Here is a 15,517-nt window from a genome sequence, read left to right on the forward strand (position 1 = left end):
GACAGTTAAGTCACCACGCTCCGATACCCCAGTTATGAACGGCACCGGAACCGTCGAAGCGATTCACGTCGCCGCCGAGGAGGGCGAAGCGACGGAAGGCATCGAATCGGTAGAGGCAGTCGCGGGCGAGGGACTCCGTGGGGACCGCAAGTTCGGCGGCGACAGTTTCGACCTGTCGCTCATCGAGCAGGAAGCAATCGACGCAGTCGCCGAGGACGGCATCGAGATGAGCGACGGCGAACACCGCCGCCAGATTACCACCAGCGATGCCGCGCTAAACCATCTCGTCGGCGAGCGGTTTCGAGTGGGAGAGGTCGTCTGCGAGGGCATCGAACTCTGTGAACCCTGTAGTCACCTCGAATCGCTGACCGAGAAGGGTGCGGTGTCGGCGTTCCTGCACCGCGGGGGCCTGAACGCCGAAATCCTCGAATCTGGGACGATTCGAGCAGGCGACGAGATAGAAAAGTTGTAGCCCGAACTTACTTCCTCGCTGGCGGGTTCGCGCTCACTATCTTCCCCCACCACGCGCGGTGGTCGGCGACCCACCGGTAGAGCGGTTCCCGAACGTATTCTCGGCCGGGAATCTCGCTGAACGCCTCGGCGAAGGGGGTCGCGGGCGAGTCGATGCGACACAGAATCTCCTCGGTCGCCGCACCACAGGAGTAGACTCGCTCGTCGGTCAGCAAGTGAACGCACCGCTCGTAGTCGTCGGGCAGACGGGTGCGCTGGCCAGTCGTCAGTTCCGAGAAGCCCACGAGGTCGAAGTCGCCGTGACGGGCGGCGTACCCCGCCGACCACGTGCAGAAGCCACAGTCGTCGTCGTAGACGACGGTCGGGCGACTCATTATCCGAACCCCTCGCTCTCGGCGCAGTCGTTCGGCACGCCGATTCGAGACACCGTGTCGGTCAACCCTTCGACCATCGCGTTCGTGCCGCAGGCGTACACCTCCGCGTGGTCGGGGTCGATGCGAGCGTCGATGTCGTAGGCAGGCGACTCTTCGGCGACTGTTTCGGCACTTTCCGGGAGGTCGGCACCTCCGAGGGCGTCGTCTGCGACGTACTTCAACAGCGTCTGCTGGACGTAGGCCGTCTCGCCGTCCCACCCGGTGAGACAGTGTTCGCGCGAGACCGTCGGGACGAAGTGGAAGTTCTCGCATTCGTCGGCCAGTCGCTGAAACGCCTCGCGGTACGCGAGGTCGTCTTTCCACCCCGCGCCGAGGAAGAGCCACACGTCGCGTTTCCCTTTCTCGTACTCGTCGCGGCCCTCCTGAAACGTGTAGTCTATCATGCTCTTGAACGGCGCGACACCGGTGCCGGTGGCGAGAAAAACCACGTCGCGCGCCGACGGCTCCTGAAGCGTGAAGTCGCCGTTCGGCCCTCGCAAGACGACTTCGTCGCCCTCCTCGATTGTGTCTGCGAGACGTGGCGTGAGCGTTCCGCCGGGGACCCTGCGGACGCAGATTTCGACGTACTCGTCGTTCGGCGAGGAGGCGATGGAGTAGGGCCGGGGCGTCCCGTCGTAGCGCACGGTGACGTACTGACCGGGAACGAAGTCGATGTCCGTCTCCTCTTCTTCGAACTCGATGCGGAGCAACGAGGGGTACGGTCGCTCGCTTCGGGCGCGGAGCGTCAAGAGCGTCTCGGTCAGTTCGGGCGGTTCGTCGGAGTTCTCCCAACACTCCGCGAGTACGTCCCAGTCGATTTCTTTGCCGTTGGCCGACTCGGCCTCCGCTAGCCAGTCACCACAGTCGTGGCGGTCCAGTAGCCGACTGGTCACTTTGTGGACCTCCTCGTGGCGGTTGTGGTCCATCGTCTCGACGGCGACGACTCGCGCCCCCTCCGTTATCATGGGCAGTTCCTCGGCCGCCTCGTGTTGGGACATGTGGTCCCGGACCGTCATACCCTAAAATTCAGTGCGGGGCGGTATAAATCGGATGGAAGCCCGGTGTCGCTGATTCCACGGCTTCGCCGTTCCAGTACGAGGCCTTCGCTACTCGCGGGTCGCTCTCGCTCACTTCGTTCGCTCGGTTCTTCGAACATCGCTCCCCGCTCGTTTGGACGAGATTTCTGCGGAATCTCGCTCCCTCCGGTCGCGCACGCCTCGCTCCTTCCAATCGCTCACACCTCGCTAGTTCCACGCCGCGTCGTCGGGGTCCACGAGTCTCTCTTCTCGGTCGATGGCGTCGATTTGCGCCAGTTCGTCGTCGGTCAGTTCGGGGGGAGAGAGGTTCGCCCGGAGATGCTCCTCGCCAGTCGCTTTCGGGATGGGGACGACGCCCTCACGAGCGTCCAGCCACGCTAAGCTAATCGCCTCTGGCGTGGTGTCGTACTGCTCGGCGAGGTCTACGAGTTCGTCTACGTCGCTCGCGTCACCTCGCATCAGTGGCGCGTACGCGACGACTGTGATGTCGTGCGCTCGGCAGTAGTCGAGCAAGTCGTCTTGCGGGAGCAGTGGATGCATCTCGACTTGGTTGGCGACGATAGGTGAATCCAGAATTTCGTCGGCTTCTTCCAGCAGTTCGACGGTGAAGTTGCTCACGCCGACGTTCTTGGTGACGCCGTCTTCTCGGAGTTCGTCGAACGCAGGGAGCGTCTCCTCGGCGTCGTAGGCCTTCATCGGCCAGTGGACGTAGAAGAGGTCTACCTGCTCGACGCCGAGTCGGTCGAGGCTCTCGTCGGCCGTCCTCAACACGTCCTCGGGGGCGAGATTTTCGGGCAGGACCTTCGTAGCGAGGAACACGTCCTCGCGGGGGACGTCGCTCTCGGCGATGCCGTCGCCGACTGCGTCCTCGTTTTCGTACATCTGGGCCGTGTCGAGGTGTCGATACCCCAGTTCGAGCGCGGTCGCGACGCTCTCGGTACACTGGTCTGGGTCGTCGTTGCCGGAGGTTCCGAGACCCGGACTCGGGACGTGAGTCATACTCGTGGAATGTCTGTGAGCGGGGAAAAAGCTACGCGCGTCGGCAAGGCGTCAGTCCGCAGTCGTCTCCCGGTCTCCGACGGCGACCGGCGAGGATACTACACGTACGACCACGATTCCGACGAGAAACACCGTACCCACGACACCGACCGCAAAAAGCGCCGAGTACGCGTCTGCGACTACGCCGCCGAGCAGGTAGAAGGGAAGTTTGACCAGCGCGTACAGCATCGACGCCGCGCTGAGGACCGTCGCGCGGCCCACCGACTCGGCGTTGTCGTTGATGAACTGCGAGACGATGGGCCGGAGGAGCGTACTCGACCCCCGGAGAACGAAGAACGCCGGGAACGCGAGCAGGGGCCAGAGTAGCGGCGCGAGCAGGAAGACGCCGACCAACACCGGCACGACCAGCATCGCACCGCGGACGCCAAACCGGTCCTGCACCGCTCCGGCGTAGTAGCTTGTCACGGCAGAGACAGCAGTGAACGCGGCGTACAGCACACCCATCGACGCCTCCGGAACGCCCAGCGTACGGGTGCTGATAGGCTGGACGTAGGTGTTGACGGCCGCGACGACGCCGAAGAACAGCGCGGCGTAGACGACGAACGAGCGCAGTGGCGGGCGCGCGAGTTGCCGCCGGAGGACGGGGAGCGCTTCGAGGATGGTGAAGGTGTCTTCGCTGTCGTGCGCTCCCTCGACACCGTCACCATTCTCCGAGTACTGGCGGTTCTTCGGCAGTGTGAGCAGGACCAGCACTCCCGCACCGTTCAGGACCCCGGACGCGAGGAACGGCAGAGTCGGTTCGACGCTGTAGAGGACGCCGCCCGCGAGCATCGTGACGACGGTCACCGCGCTGTTGACAGACCCGCCGCGGCCCCGAACGTAGGCGAATCGGCCTTCGTCGAGTTCGGCTTCGAGCGTGTCGTAGAGCCACGCGTCGCCCGACCCGGAGCGGAACACCAGCGAGAGCGTCCAGAGGACGTAGAGGACGGCGAGACCGAGGTACGACTGGACGACGACGAAACCGAGGATGGAGAGGGTCATGAACGCCGAACTCGCCAGCAGACTGTTTCGGCGGCCGATTCGGTCGCCGACGTAGCCGGTCGGAATCTCGCCAGCGACGGTCAGGACCGCGTAGAGCATCGAGAGCGTCGAAATCTGCGTGTAGTTCAGGTCACGACTCAGCAAGAAGAGCGTGAAGATGGGCGAGAAGAAGCCGAACGAAATCGTGGCCTGATAGAGATAGTACTTTAGGACGGGCGAAGAGGGGAGACGGTCAGACACGGGAGACTCTCTTGGGGGGAGTTGTCGGCCGCTCGGTAAAAACGCTCGCTGAATCGAATTACTGTATTTTATTTGCCAGGATTGGAAACTGGAAAGTGGCCGTGCGAGAATTCTTCTCTATGACCGAGCGCGACGTGCCGTGGGGACTGCTGGGCATCGGTGGCGTGGCGAGTCTCTGCTGTCTGGGCAGTGCGGCGGCAGTCGGCGGTGCCTCCCTCGCTGGTGGCGCAATCGCGGGCGGACTCGGCGCGAGTCTGGTGCAGATACTCGTGACAGTACTGACGGTCGGTGTCGTCGGCGCAATCTGGAAACGACGGAGTTAGTCGAAATAGCGGGATCAACTGAAGTAGCGAGGTCAGTCGAATCGACCAGTTTCGGCGTCGCACTGCTCGCACAGGGTCACGATTTCCTCACCAGAGTCCGCCATCTCGATGCGGTTCGGCGTTCGTTCCCCACAGTTCTCGCACTCGCGTCGCATGTCGAGGTTGCCCGACTCCTTGGGCGCGCCGAGTCCGAGCGCGACGACGCGCTCGGACCCTTCGTTCGTCCCCTGCTGGTACTCGCCGGGAGCGAACCGAACGAGTTCACCCGCACCGACTTCGAAGTGTTCGTCGCCTGTTTCGAACGTTACGGTGCCGGACTGGACGTAGAAGACCTCTTCTTGGTCGCTGTGGGCGTGATAGCCGAAGGCGAAACTGTCGCCCGATTCGAGTTCGTAGTAGTTCAGCGATACGTCCGTCGTGCCCAGCGATTCCGTCAAGCGCTTTCGCACTGCCGCGGGACCCATCCGAGAGTTCACGTCCTCGATATCGACCTTCTCCATATGTTTCATTTCGGACCATTCAGACAAAGTTGTGCCGGAGTCCTGCGGCGGTCGTCCGAATTACGTCGGCCGTCGAGGCCACTTAAAGCGAGTTCGGGAGATTCGACGACTCGTCAGTACACCCCTCGCCGTCCCGCGTTTTTAGCCTAGCCTAAAACTGTTTCTGGACAGATAGTTTAAATTAGGCGGCAGGATTTAAGTGCATCATCGTCGTACCACCGTGTAGGTGGACAGCTATGGCCATTGACCCACAATTCCACGAAAACCGAGAGAAAGTAGACACCCACGAGGGCCACGACGTGTGGGGACCGGTGGACGAACCCGAGAAGTTGGGTATCCACGGCACCCACGTCGCAGTCGATTTCGACCTCTGTATCGAAGACGGCGCGTGCCTCGAAGACTGTCCGGTAGACGTGTTCGAATGGGTCGATTCGCCCGGCCATCCCGAGAGCGAACGGAAGGCCGACCCGGCGAACGAAGCGCAGTGCATCGACTGCATGCTCTGCGTAGACGTCTGCCCAGTAGACGCTATCGACGTGGACGCAGGTCGGGCCTAGCTCCCTCGGAATAGTTCAAACGTTCTTTTGACTCTACTGAAAGCATATACCGGCAGGTTTAGAACTCGTTCGTATGAACCGCCCTCCGCGTTCCCCCGAAGACACTTCTCGCGCGACAGACCGGCGCGGCTTTCTCGCACTCGTCGGCGCGGGCGCGCTGGCAGGTTGTCTCGGCGGGTCGTCTTCAGCCCCCGGCGAGACGACGGCTTCGACGACACCGACTACGACCAATTCGGACGAACCAATCTCGAACACGTCTCAAACGACCGAAAACGATACTGAAACGCCAGACTCCGAACCACTGCCTGTCGGTGAGTCGCGGTTCGAGGGCGACCCGTGTCCTCCGTTCTTCGGCGGCAACGGAACGTGCTACCACGCGCTCAGTAACGGCGTCCACGACGACGCCTACATCGTTCCCGAGAGCGAGGTGCTGGAGGGGCCGAGCGACGCGACGACGTTCACGCTCTACAACGGGAGCGAGGAGAGAATCGGTATGAATCCCTACTCGTGGACGGTGGCGAAACGCCGTCAGGATGGATGGTCGTTCGTCGCGCCCCACGCGGTTCCGGAACCGTACACGTACGTCGAACCAGGCGGGCGATTCGCGTGGCAGTTCGCCATCGGCGACGCGAGTGCCGACTCCGAAGCGATGGGCGGGTCCGCCAGGGTCGAAAAGCTCGGGCCGGGCGTCTACGCCTTCGTCCACGCGGGTGCCCTCGCGCTCTTCGAGGTGACGGGCGACCCGCTCGTCCTCGAACCAGACGACGTAACTGCGACCGAGCGCGATGGCGACGTGCTGACCGTCAGAACCGGCCGCGCAGAAGCGAGCGACGCACCGGAGACACTGGAGTTGGTCGAAGCGACGAACTCCGAAACTGCTGCACCCCTCGTCGCCGAGCAAGTAATTCAGTCTCACGGCCTCCGCAACGGACTCCCGTATCTACTGAGAGACGAGATAACGACCGTGCGAGTCGAGACGACGATGGGGCACACGCCGATAGTACTCGGCAGCGCGTATCGCGACCCGACGCGAGAGATGGAGACGCCGCCCCGGTCGGAGCGCGTATACGAGTACGAAGGCGTCGCGTTCCGCGTGCCCCAGAAGTAGTGGTCAGTCCGGGCGGTCGATGTCGAACTTGTGCCGAAGATAGGCGAGTGCGTCGTTCTCGGCGAGATACTCGAACTGCTCGCGGAAGTGCTGGTCGCAGAGTCCGACCTCGACGCCGTTGAGTTCAGGCGCGAACGAGGCCTCCCGGTCGCAGTAGTGACACCGCATAGCTATCCGTACGTTCTCCACGGTTATTGAACCCTGCGCATATTTCAGCGACGGTGACAGTAGTTAGAGCGACACCGCAGAGCGGAAGTGGCGATACTCCGGTTTCGACAGGCCCGCCTTACCGAGCGTGTGGTCGTGGGCGTCGCTCCCGCCGGTCGGCACGAGGTCGTGGTCGGCGATAGCGCGTTCGAGGGGGCGTGTATCGACCTCGCGGCCGTAGTCGTAGTAACGCTCCACTGCATCGAGATGCTCGGTCAGTTCCAGTGCGGCGGTCGGGTCCTCGTATCGGTAGGGATGAGCGAGTCCGATCAGTCCGCAGGCGTCGTTCAGTAGTTCGATACCGCGCTCGAAACTCGTCACTTCGCGGGCGACGAAGCATGGACCGCCGTTGCCGATGAGGTCGTCGAAGACCGCCCCGATTTCCTCGTAGTCGGTGTCGGGGTGGTTCACGACAGCGCGGGCGACGTGCGGACGGCCGAGTCCTTCGCGTGCTTCGAGTCCGAGGTCAACGCCGAGGTGGCCTTCGACGTTGGCGATTATCTTCCGGCCGCGTTCCTTGCGGTCGCTCTGTACTCGGTCCAACTCGTCGATGAGTTCCGGCGTCGGATTCGCGCCGTAGCCCAGAATATCGACGCGTTCCCCACCCTCGGGTTCGACGCGCAACTCGATACCGTGGACGATGGTGATGCCATCGACGACGGTAATCGGCGTCGGCAGGTCGGGATGCAGTCGGTCGTGGTCGGTAATCGCCACGACCGAAACGTCCGCGTCGCGGGCGGCGGCGGGAACCTCCGACAGTTCCATCTCGCCGTCGGAGTTCGTCGTGTGGACGTGGAGGTCCGCGAAAACGCTCATACGCCCCGAAGGGCGGGGTGCGTGGAAAGTGTGTCTGTCTGGAGACGAGACCATCCCCACGACATTATATTCCTTAAATTCTGGAATCTCACTTGGCGACAAAGTTTATCATTAACTTTGATGTACGAGCTGTTGATGTCCCTGAAACAGGCGACAGAACTGTTGGCCGACCACGACTATCCGGCGACCACCGAACAACTCGCCGCAACGCACGGCGACTACGAACTCGACCTCCCGAACGGGACCGAGACCATCGGCGAAGTACTCGGCCGCGTCGATTCGGAGACGCTTCAGTCGGCGGGCGAGGCCGAGACGACGCTATACTCGGCGGTCAGTAGCAAGGCCATCGGTCGGAAGGGGTACAGCGACCGCGACCCGACGGTGATGGGGACGAACGGTCCTGAGCAAGTGAGCTTCTAAACGACGCTTCCACCTTTTTTCGCGTCGGTGGCGACGGCACGCTCTGCGCGCCTGCCACCCTCCGCCAAAAAATCTGGACCAAAAAACCGACGTCGAGAAATCTGGACGCAACGCGTCCAGATTTCTCGCGTCTTCTGAACTCTTGTAACTTCTGCACCGGGAGACCCACACGCCACTGACGCGCTCAGGGTATCACACCCACTGCAACGCCCGGTCCAAGTCGAGCGGCAGGTTCCCTTTTTGATAGCCCTCGACGTATCCGGACGGTCTAGCGCGGAAGACCACCGCAGGGCGGTGCCGAACGGCGGGTTTCTCGGCCGCCACCGCAGACCACTCGTCGTCGCGGAATCCCGAGCAGTCTACGAACAGCACCGCACCGCCACCGTGTTTCTGGAGTTGTCCCGAAGTCTTCGTCTCGGCCGTCTCCCGAACGGCGGCGATTGGCGTGTCGGCGTTCCGTCGCGTGGGTGGTCGTGGGCGCGTGACCTCCACGAGCGGCCACTCGTCTTGGTCTGGCGATTCCGCGCGGAAGTCCAGCGAGTGACCCGTCGTCACCTCGATTTCGGGCGTGACCTCGTAGTCGGCGTCCACGAGAATCTTCGCCGCGGTGAACTCGCTCATCGCCGAGGCCATTCGAACCGGGTCCACGTGCGGACTCGTGCCGAGTTTCGAGGCCATCGTGTACCGATAGTCGTCCAGCGCGCCGGTCTGGAGCAGTCGCTCGTAGAAGTCCAACGCGGCGTCGCGCGGAGCGTCCGGGAACCCGGCAGCGTGTTCTTTGAAAAATTTTCGAGAGCTGTGTCGGCCGTCCTTCGAGAAGAGAACCGGGAGGAAGAACCACGAGAGGTGGTCGTACTCGGCCAACCACGGGGCTTCGACTTGGAGATTGCCGAGCAGTTCGCGTTGCGCCCAGCGGGCGACTGAGTACGGAATCTCCTCGAAGGTGTACTTCTCTGTGCGCCAGAGCGCGGACGGCGTCTCGGTGTTTCCGAGCCAAAAGGCCTCGTCGTCGTCTCGGACGAACAGCGCGAGGTCGCCGTTCCCCATCTCGATGCGGAACGTGTCGTAACCGTTCGGACCGGCGTAATGCGGTGTCTCGTAGGTCGCGCCGAATTTCTCGTCGAGAGGAGAGAAAACGTCGCGTTCGACGCGGTCGTCGGTCCACCGCTCCGTAGAGCGGCGAAAGCGGAGCGGGCTTGCCACATCTCTTCTTGCCACGGGAGGAATTTACGTGTTGTGCAAGCGAGAGCCCAGAGCAACGCGGAAGCGCGGAAGCGCGGAAGACGAACACCGTCCCGCCGTCGAGGCGTCGGAGAAGCCACTACGTGGGCGGTGCTTCACGCGGACGAGACGCCGGTTGTCGAATCGGAGTGTTGCAATCCCCGGAGATGGCCGTTCCTCTCTACGGGGGGATAGGGTTCGACACTGTCGGGATACCAGCACTTCGAGCCTGCGAACTGAGCGAGATACGGGACCACCTTCGAACCGACGCGCATGACAGCGAAAGCGCTGCATGAGATATAGCGGCCTAAGATGAGACTATATCGTATATAACAATGCCTAAGCGAGTTTGGATAGATTACGATGGCAAACATCGACGCCGAGATGGAAAAATCTCGCAAGGAAGTCGCCGAGTATCTCAGAGAGTTCGCCGAGGAACTCGAACCGGCAGAGACGCCACCGACGCCGACGAACCGGCCGACGGACGAAGCGGAGAGCGACACGGCACGAGAGGACGAAGCGGAGACACCCAGCGGCGAAAAAGTCACGTTGCTGGTCGGCAACGAGAGTGCGACAATCAACCCACCCGGAACTGTGGACTTCGACGTTTCGGTCGATTCAGATGCCGCGCTGGTGGGTAGCAGCGAGACTCAGCACGTCAGCTTCCAACTCACGTGGGAGGGTGAAGAAGTAGAGACGGACGACGAACTCCGCGTCGAGTAGCTCCTAACCTCTTTTTAGCTGCCGTAACTCGTGTGATTATCCGTTACATTCATAATGTGGTGTTTCGAACCATGAGTGTGGTTATCATGTCAATGGGTGCCTATGACGAAGACGAACACGAACGTCGCGAGCGGAAGAACAACAGCGTCGATGCGAGTTTCGACGACGAGCGGACGACCTACCACGGAAAAGTGGAGTACGATTCGGGCGACTCCACGGAAGACCTCCTCGAACAGTTCGAGCAAATCAAGTCCGATACGTGAAACGGCGACAGTTCTGCGTTAGTTCCACCCCGGCGTAGCAGGCGCGCCGCGCTCTTCTTCGACTCGCTCGGCTACCGTCGAGTCTATCGCGTCTTCGCCGATAGCGTCGCCCGCATTCTCGCCAACGGCGCTTCCCCCGTCCTCGCCGACAGCAGTCGCCCGCGCTTCCCAGTCTTCGATAGCGCGACCAGCCCACGAGTCGGCGTTCGTGGCCTGCTCGAACGCTCGCTCGAAGTAGTCGTCGTTCACTGACGTCGTGCCCGGAGAACCAGAGACTGCGGCCGCGACGAACAGCGCACGGTCCTCAGCAGTGAGTTCGCCTGCTACGACGCGCTCTACGACACCGTCGAGTCGCTCGGCGTCGGGGAAGACGAACAGTTTCTGCCCGAGTGCCTGCGGGCCGAACAAGAGCGCCGAGAGTTCGTCCGGCGGTTCGTCGTCTAAGAGGCGCGGTCTCCCGAAAGCGCGTTCGACGCGCTCGCACTCCGTCTCCTGGTCGAGTTCGAGGTTGTGACCGGGGTACTCCGCGCACTCCTCGGGGTAGAGTTCCGAGTCGTGAATCCGACACTGGAGAGTCGTCGGGTCGAGAAAGACGCAGGTGGGGAGCCACGTCGAGTCCCCGTCGAACGGCGCGACCGGCTTGGGCGGTTTTCTGAGGCCGAGAAAGAAGACGGGAGAATCATCGATAGCGGCGACAGAGACGCCGTCGATTTCGACGCCGTCCTCGTCGTGCCAGAGTCGCGGCGTCAGCGCGTCGGCGAGTCCGGCGGCGAGGAACTCCCGAGCGTCCTCGCGGGTCAGGGCCACGAGGTTGTACGCGTCGTCCAGCGGTCGTCGCGGGCCGCGACGCTCGTGGTCGCTGGGGTCGGGTGCGATGGCTCGCCAGTCGATGCAACAGCCAGCACAGCCTTGACAGTCGAGTTCCATGACCGTCTGCTGTATGGCGTGAGAGGACATAAACGACTGGGCTGGAACTTCTATTACCTATCCCGAGTAGTGAACAGTATGGAAGAACGGACAGCGAACGACGGAGAGTCAGCGAACGAAGAGCAGACCAAGCGCGTCTGGTTAGTCGAACGAACCTTCTCCGACGACGAGCAAAATTTGGTCATCCTCGTCTACGCCACGCCCGACGGGGAGCAGTACCTCCGCAAGGAACGGGCGCTGACGAGTTTCGACGACGACCGGCCGACGACCGCCGCGTTGGACGCGCCGCTCCGGAACCTCGGAGCTGTGAACGATCCCGAAACCCGCGAGCGCTACGCCGAGGAAGCGTCCCGGATGGCGGCCGACCACGAACCAGACGACGAAGTCTGATCGGGTCGCTCGACTATCCCGTCTGCCGGACGAAGACGTGGCCGCTGGCGTGGACAGTCACGGAGTACGACCCGACCGTGAACCAGACGCGCCCGCTCAGCCGCTGGTCGGCGGCGTGCGTCGGTTGGAAGAGGTCGTTCAGCGCGTCGGGGTCGATGCTGTCGTACAAACAGACGCCCAGTCGCTCGGCCGGGCGGCCGGAGACGGCTTCGAGCGCGTCGAGAATCGTGTTCGCGATGTCGCCGTCGGTTTCGACGTCGTGGTAGGCTTGGTGGACGTTCGAAGAGTGCTTGCCGAGTGCTGCTGCGGTCGCCATCGGTGAGTGCGAGTCGTGTGTCATTTCTACCCAGTCGGGCCCCATCCCAACTATGCACACAGATACCACTGGCCACAGTTATATACGGTTTGGAATCGATTTGTGAGGGTTGTCGGGCGCTACGACTTTAGGCGTCGCCACTCTCTTTCCCAGTATGGCGACGGACCCGTGCGACGGCTGTGGCGAGCAGGTGCACATCGCGGGCGGCATTTCGGGCCTCTGGTCGCTCGACCACGAATCGACCGGTGGGATGACCTTGGAGTTCGACTCTGACGGCTCCGAACACTTCCTCTGTTTCGACTGCATGGACCGTCTGCCGGACGACCCGACGGCTGAAGACGTGGCTGGACTGCGGTCGTAGTTGTGGTCACGTTCGGCGCGTATTCGTAGTCGCGCTCGGTTCGTAACTTCCGGAGGCTTTAGGCCCCCGGCTACCGTCGTGCCCGACAGTGAAGTCCGAGCGGATTTTCGACGAGTTCCCCGCGCCCTCCTATCGCGGCAACCAGAAGCAGGCCCTCGAAGACATCAAAGCTGCCTTCGACGGCGGCAACGACGTGGTGCTGGTGCGCGCACCGACCGGGAGCGGCAAGTCCCTGCTCGCCCGCTCCATCGCTGGCTGTGCCGACCAACCGGACGACGTGGCACCGAGCGAAGCGACCGGGGCGTACTACACCACGCCGCAGGTCTCGCAACTGGACGACGTTGCGGAAGACGACCTGCTGACGGACCTCAAGATAATTCGCGGGAAGCGCAACTACGACTGCATCCTGCCGGGCGAGACCGACACCCCGGTCAATCGCGCTCCCTGTGCCCGCGAGAAGGGCTACGACTGCTCGGTCAAGCATCGCTGTCCGTACTTTTCTGATAGAGCTATCGCCAGCAATAGGGAGATTGCGGCGATGACGCTGGCGTACTTCATGCGCACCGCTGGCTCGGAGGTGTTCCGCAAGCGCGACGTTTGCGTCGTGGACGAAGCGCACGGACTCGCCGAGTGGGCCGAGATGTACGCGGCAATCGATCTGAACCCTCGGACAGTACCCATCTGGGACGAACTGAAGGTGCCCGAACTGACGGATTTGGACAGAGCAGTCCAGTATGCCGAGCGACTGGGCAACGTCTGCGAGCGCGAGAAAGACGACCTCATCACGAAACCCGAGTTGACGCCCGCCGAGGCCGCCAAGCGCGACCGCTTGCAGGAACTCATCGGCGAGTTGGACTGGTTCGTCGAAGACTACCGCAACCAAGACAGCGCGACGACGTGGGTCGTGGACCAGCCAGACGGCGAGGGTGGCGGCATCACGATCAAACCGATGAACCCCGAGCGGTACCTCAACCACACTGTCTGGGAACGGGGCAACAAGTTCGCGCTCCTCTCGGCGACGATTCTGAACAAAGAGTCGTTCTGCGGGCAGGTTGGCTTGGACCCCGACAACGTCGCACTCGTGGAGGTCGGCCACACCTTCCCCGTGGAAAATCGCCCGCTGTACGACACCACGCAGGGGAAGATGACATACGAACACCGCGACGAGACCCTCCCGAAGATTGCCCGCACGGTCGTCCGAATCATGCAACACCACCGCGGCGAGAAGGGCCTGATTCACGCCCACTCCTACGCGATTCAGGAGCGACTCGCCGAGCGACTCGACCAGATGGGTGTCGGCGACCGGATTCGCACGCATACGAAAGACGACCGCGACGACGAACTGGAGTCGTGGAAGGCCACCGACGGCGAGGAGGTCTTCCTCTCGGTGAAGATGGAGGAAGCACTCGACCTGAAAGGCGACCTCGCGCGCTGGCAGGTGCTGTGCAAAGCTCCGTTCCTCAACACGGGCGACTCGCGGGTCGCCCACCGCCTCGAACACGGCCAGTGGGCGTGGTACTACCGCGCCGCGCTCCGAACCGTGATTCAGGCCTGCGGGCGCGTCGTCCGTGCCCCCGACGACTACGGCGCGACGTACCTCGCGGACACGAGTCTGCTCCAGTTGTTCGAACGCGCCGAGCAGGACACCCCGCCGTGGTTCCGCGAGCAGGTCGAGTTGATGAGCGACCCAGACCTGCCGGAGTTCGACCCGCAGGCCGCGAGCAGAAGCCACAGTAGCGGGAAAAGTCGGACGAACAATCGACAGCGAACGCGGACTTCGCGGTCGTCGCAGTCGAACAGTAATTCGCAGTCGAGTAGCAACTCGCAGTCGGACGGGCAGTCACGTGACGAATCGGAGCGCAACGGGAAGTCCGGCCGCGACAAGAAGAGTCCGATGGCGGACGTGTGGGACGTAGAGTAGAATTCTCAACTCGCCAGTTCTGCGCGAACTCCCGACACCAAGTCGGCGAGTGCGCGGCGCTTGATGCAGGCGAATCCCGAGAAGATTACGACGAATCCTGCGGCCGTGAGCGGGTCCACGAGTTGGCCCAACAGCACCCAACTGAGGAGCGTCGCGGCCACCGGTTCGAGATAGCCGATCAGATTGATTTCCGTCGGGCCGAGCAAGTCGAGCAGTTCGAAGTAGATGAGGAACGCCCCCGCACCACAGACCAGTGCGAGGTAGACCAGCGAGGCCGTCGCGGTCGGCGTCCACTGGATGGCCGCGAACGTTTCGCCGCGGGCGAGACTCGCAAAGTGCAGAATCGGCGCACCGACGAGCATCCCCCACGCTTGGACGCTTCTGGCAGGCAAGTTCGACTCCAACGGCCTCGTCAACACGGAACCGAGAGCGAAGACGGCCGCGGCGACGAAGACGATGGCGATGCCGCGAACGTTCGCCGAGAGTATTTTGTCGGGGTTCGGTTGCGCCACTAAGGAGACCCCGAGGAGCCCGAGCGCGAAGCCGACGACGCCGAGTCCCGTGAGTCGCTCGTCGAGCAGGAAAACCGAGAACACAGCGGTCAGGAGCGGACTCAGACTGATGACGACTGCGGCGACCGGTCCCGACACGTACTGCTGGCCGATGTAGAGCAACGCGTGGTGGCCTGCAATCATGAGCGCGCCGACGAGGACGGCGACAGTCCAGTCTGCTCGCGTCCGGGGTCGCCAGCGGTCAGTCGTCCAGACGGCGAACCCCAAGACGACGAGACCCGCGACGTAGTATCGGAGCGCGGCGAACAGCACCGGCGGGAAGAATTCGAGTCCGACGTCTATCGTGACAAACGAACTGCCCCAGAGCAGTCCGAGCAGGAGGAACATCGCCGCGACGGTGCGGTCTCTCATGGCCCCACCAACTGATTTAGACACAAATATTGCCGGATAAAGTTGCCAGTAATATCTAATATCTGTATTTTGTTCGGATTACAATTCAACTTCACACGTCGAAGTCGTGTTTCACCCGTATTCAAACTTGCGTGCGGCAGTCGTGGCTGTGGTGACTGGACTGAAAGCGAGAACCAACGGCTACGGGCGTTACAATTCGAATCGCGTCTCAGACCTCGTTCAGAAGAAACTCGCGGCGTATGCGACGCCGGAGGTCAGCATCAGCAGCACGAAGAATATCGAGATGAGTTTCTGGCGTGTGTTGTCGTCCATACGAAACGCCTGCGATTCGAACAAAATA

Annotated in this window: 21 protein-coding genes; 10 read left to right on the top strand and 11 right to left on the bottom strand. The window is 62.4% G+C overall.

All coding sequences use genetic code 11. The features are described from left to right. Positions 1-34 precede the first annotated feature (34 nt). Entirely contained in the window at positions 35-472 is a 438-nt protein-coding gene (locus F7R90_RS15575) for an MOSC domain-containing protein (protein WP_158058322.1), read from the top strand. Between the two features lie 7 nt (positions 473-479). Here F7R90_RS15575 and F7R90_RS15580 read toward each other — a convergent pair whose 3' ends face one another. The 4 genes from F7R90_RS15580 to F7R90_RS15595 all read right to left on the bottom strand — a co-directional run bounded on the left by F7R90_RS15580 (position 480) and on the right by F7R90_RS15595 (position 4,201). After that, on the bottom strand, positions 480-845 hold the full coding sequence (locus tag F7R90_RS15580) for a thiol-disulfide oxidoreductase DCC family protein (RefSeq protein ID WP_158058323.1): 366 nt from the start codon (positions 843-845) through the stop codon (positions 480-482). After that, on the bottom strand, positions 845-1,900 hold the full coding sequence (locus tag F7R90_RS15585) for a ferredoxin--NADP reductase (RefSeq protein ID WP_158058324.1): 1,056 nt from the start codon (positions 1,898-1,900) through the stop codon (positions 845-847). Before F7R90_RS15585 ends, F7R90_RS15580 begins: the two co-directional genes overlap by 1 nt. 228 nt (positions 1,901-2,128) lie before the next feature. After that, entirely contained in the window at positions 2,129-2,920 is a 792-nt protein-coding gene (locus F7R90_RS15590; protein ID WP_158058325.1) for an aldo/keto reductase, read from the bottom strand. A 51-nt stretch (positions 2,921-2,971) separates the two neighbouring features. Continuing rightward, positions 2,972-4,201 carry an MFS transporter gene (locus tag F7R90_RS15595; RefSeq protein ID WP_158058326.1) on the bottom strand — a complete coding sequence of 410 codons (1,230 nt, stop codon included), beginning with the start codon at positions 4,199-4,201 and terminating at the stop codon, positions 2,972-2,974. A gap of 119 nt (positions 4,202-4,320) precedes the next feature. On the opposite strand from F7R90_RS15595, the gene F7R90_RS15600 reads away from it, so the two are divergent. Beyond that, positions 4,321-4,524, top strand: a complete 204-nt coding sequence (locus F7R90_RS15600; RefSeq protein WP_158058327.1) for a hypothetical protein — start codon at positions 4,321-4,323, stop codon at positions 4,522-4,524. A 32-nt stretch (positions 4,525-4,556) separates the two neighbouring features. On the opposite strand, the gene F7R90_RS15605 is transcribed toward F7R90_RS15600, so the two are convergent. Beyond that, a complete protein-coding gene (locus F7R90_RS15605) occupies positions 4,557-5,024 on the bottom strand; it encodes a cupin domain-containing protein (RefSeq protein ID WP_158058328.1) in 468 nt (155 codons plus the stop codon). Between the two features lie 236 nt (positions 5,025-5,260). Between F7R90_RS15605 and F7R90_RS15610 the strand changes: the two genes are divergently transcribed. Then, on the top strand, positions 5,261-5,581 hold the full coding sequence (locus F7R90_RS15610; protein WP_158058329.1) for a 4Fe-4S dicluster domain-containing protein: 321 nt from the start codon (positions 5,261-5,263) through the stop codon (positions 5,579-5,581). Between the two features lie 73 nt (positions 5,582-5,654). Beyond that, positions 5,655-6,689, top strand: coding sequence for a hypothetical protein (locus F7R90_RS15615; RefSeq protein WP_158058330.1), 1,035 nt, complete (start codon positions 5,655-5,657; stop codon positions 6,687-6,689). A 3-nt stretch (positions 6,690-6,692) separates the two neighbouring features. On the opposite strand, the gene F7R90_RS22300 is transcribed toward F7R90_RS15615, so the two are convergent. Together F7R90_RS22300 and F7R90_RS15620 are read right to left on the bottom strand one after the other, a co-directional pair. Then, positions 6,693-6,857: a DUF6757 family protein gene (locus F7R90_RS22300; protein WP_192498337.1), complete on the bottom strand. Its 165-nt coding sequence runs from the start codon at positions 6,855-6,857 to the stop codon at positions 6,693-6,695. A 63-nt stretch (positions 6,858-6,920) separates the two neighbouring features. Further along, the gene (locus tag F7R90_RS15620) at positions 6,921-7,712 is read right to left on the bottom strand and encodes a PHP domain-containing protein (RefSeq protein ID WP_158058331.1); all 792 of its coding nucleotides are present in this window, start codon (positions 7,710-7,712) and stop codon (positions 6,921-6,923) included. A 135-nt stretch (positions 7,713-7,847) separates the two neighbouring features. On the opposite strand from F7R90_RS15620, the gene F7R90_RS15625 reads away from it, so the two are divergent. After that, positions 7,848-8,132: a DUF5789 family protein gene (locus F7R90_RS15625; RefSeq protein ID WP_158058332.1), complete on the top strand. Its 285-nt coding sequence runs from the start codon at positions 7,848-7,850 to the stop codon at positions 8,130-8,132. Between the two features lie 192 nt (positions 8,133-8,324). Here the strand turns inward: F7R90_RS15625 and F7R90_RS15630 are convergent, their stop codons facing one another. After that, positions 8,325-9,335 (bottom strand): DUF5784 family protein, encoded by a 1,011-nt coding sequence (locus tag F7R90_RS15630; protein WP_158058333.1) that lies wholly within the window; start codon positions 9,333-9,335, stop codon positions 8,325-8,327. Between the two features lie 381 nt (positions 9,336-9,716). Here F7R90_RS15630 and F7R90_RS15635 point away from each other — a divergent pair, with 381 nt between their 5' ends. After that, positions 9,717-10,076 carry a hypothetical protein gene (locus tag F7R90_RS15635; protein WP_158058334.1) on the top strand — a complete coding sequence of 120 codons (360 nt, stop codon included), beginning with the start codon at positions 9,717-9,719 and terminating at the stop codon, positions 10,074-10,076. An 86-nt stretch (positions 10,077-10,162) separates the two neighbouring features. Beyond that, positions 10,163-10,339 carry a DUF5786 family protein gene (locus F7R90_RS22305; RefSeq protein WP_225741197.1) on the top strand — a complete coding sequence of 59 codons (177 nt, stop codon included), beginning with the start codon at positions 10,163-10,165 and terminating at the stop codon, positions 10,337-10,339. Between the two features lie 18 nt (positions 10,340-10,357). Here F7R90_RS22305 and F7R90_RS15640 read toward each other — a convergent pair whose 3' ends face one another. After that, positions 10,358-11,266 (bottom strand): YkgJ family cysteine cluster protein, encoded by a 909-nt coding sequence (locus F7R90_RS15640; RefSeq protein WP_158058335.1) that lies wholly within the window; start codon positions 11,264-11,266, stop codon positions 10,358-10,360. Positions 11,267-11,344: 78 nt separating this feature from the next. Here F7R90_RS15640 and F7R90_RS15645 point away from each other — a divergent pair, with 78 nt between their 5' ends. Further along, entirely contained in the window at positions 11,345-11,656 is a 312-nt protein-coding gene (locus F7R90_RS15645) for a hypothetical protein (protein ID WP_158058336.1), read from the top strand. A 13-nt stretch (positions 11,657-11,669) separates the two neighbouring features. Here F7R90_RS15645 and F7R90_RS15650 read toward each other — a convergent pair whose 3' ends face one another. After that, positions 11,670-11,972, bottom strand: coding sequence for a HalOD1 output domain-containing protein (locus F7R90_RS15650; protein WP_158058337.1), 303 nt, complete (start codon positions 11,970-11,972; stop codon positions 11,670-11,672). Positions 11,973-12,126: 154 nt separating this feature from the next. On the opposite strand from F7R90_RS15650, the gene F7R90_RS15655 reads away from it, so the two are divergent. Continuing rightward, positions 12,127-12,333 carry a DUF7561 family protein gene (locus F7R90_RS15655; protein ID WP_158058338.1) on the top strand — a complete coding sequence of 69 codons (207 nt, stop codon included), beginning with the start codon at positions 12,127-12,129 and terminating at the stop codon, positions 12,331-12,333. 88 nt (positions 12,334-12,421) lie between these two features. Then, the gene (locus F7R90_RS15660; RefSeq protein ID WP_158058339.1) at positions 12,422-14,254 is read left to right on the top strand and encodes an ATP-dependent DNA helicase; all 1,833 of its coding nucleotides are present in this window, start codon (positions 12,422-12,424) and stop codon (positions 14,252-14,254) included. Positions 14,255-14,259: 5 nt separating this feature from the next. On the opposite strand, the gene F7R90_RS15665 is transcribed toward F7R90_RS15660, so the two are convergent. Next, complete coding sequence (locus F7R90_RS15665) at positions 14,260-15,177, bottom strand: DMT family transporter (RefSeq protein WP_158058340.1); 918 nt, start codon at positions 15,175-15,177, stop codon at positions 14,260-14,262. Between the last annotated feature and the right edge of the window lie 340 nt (positions 15,178-15,517).

The sequence above is a fragment of the Halorussus halophilus genome, from assembly GCF_008831545.1.
In the GTDB taxonomy this organism is placed as follows: Archaea; Halobacteriota; Halobacteria; order Halobacteriales; family Haladaptataceae; genus Halorussus; species Halorussus halophilus.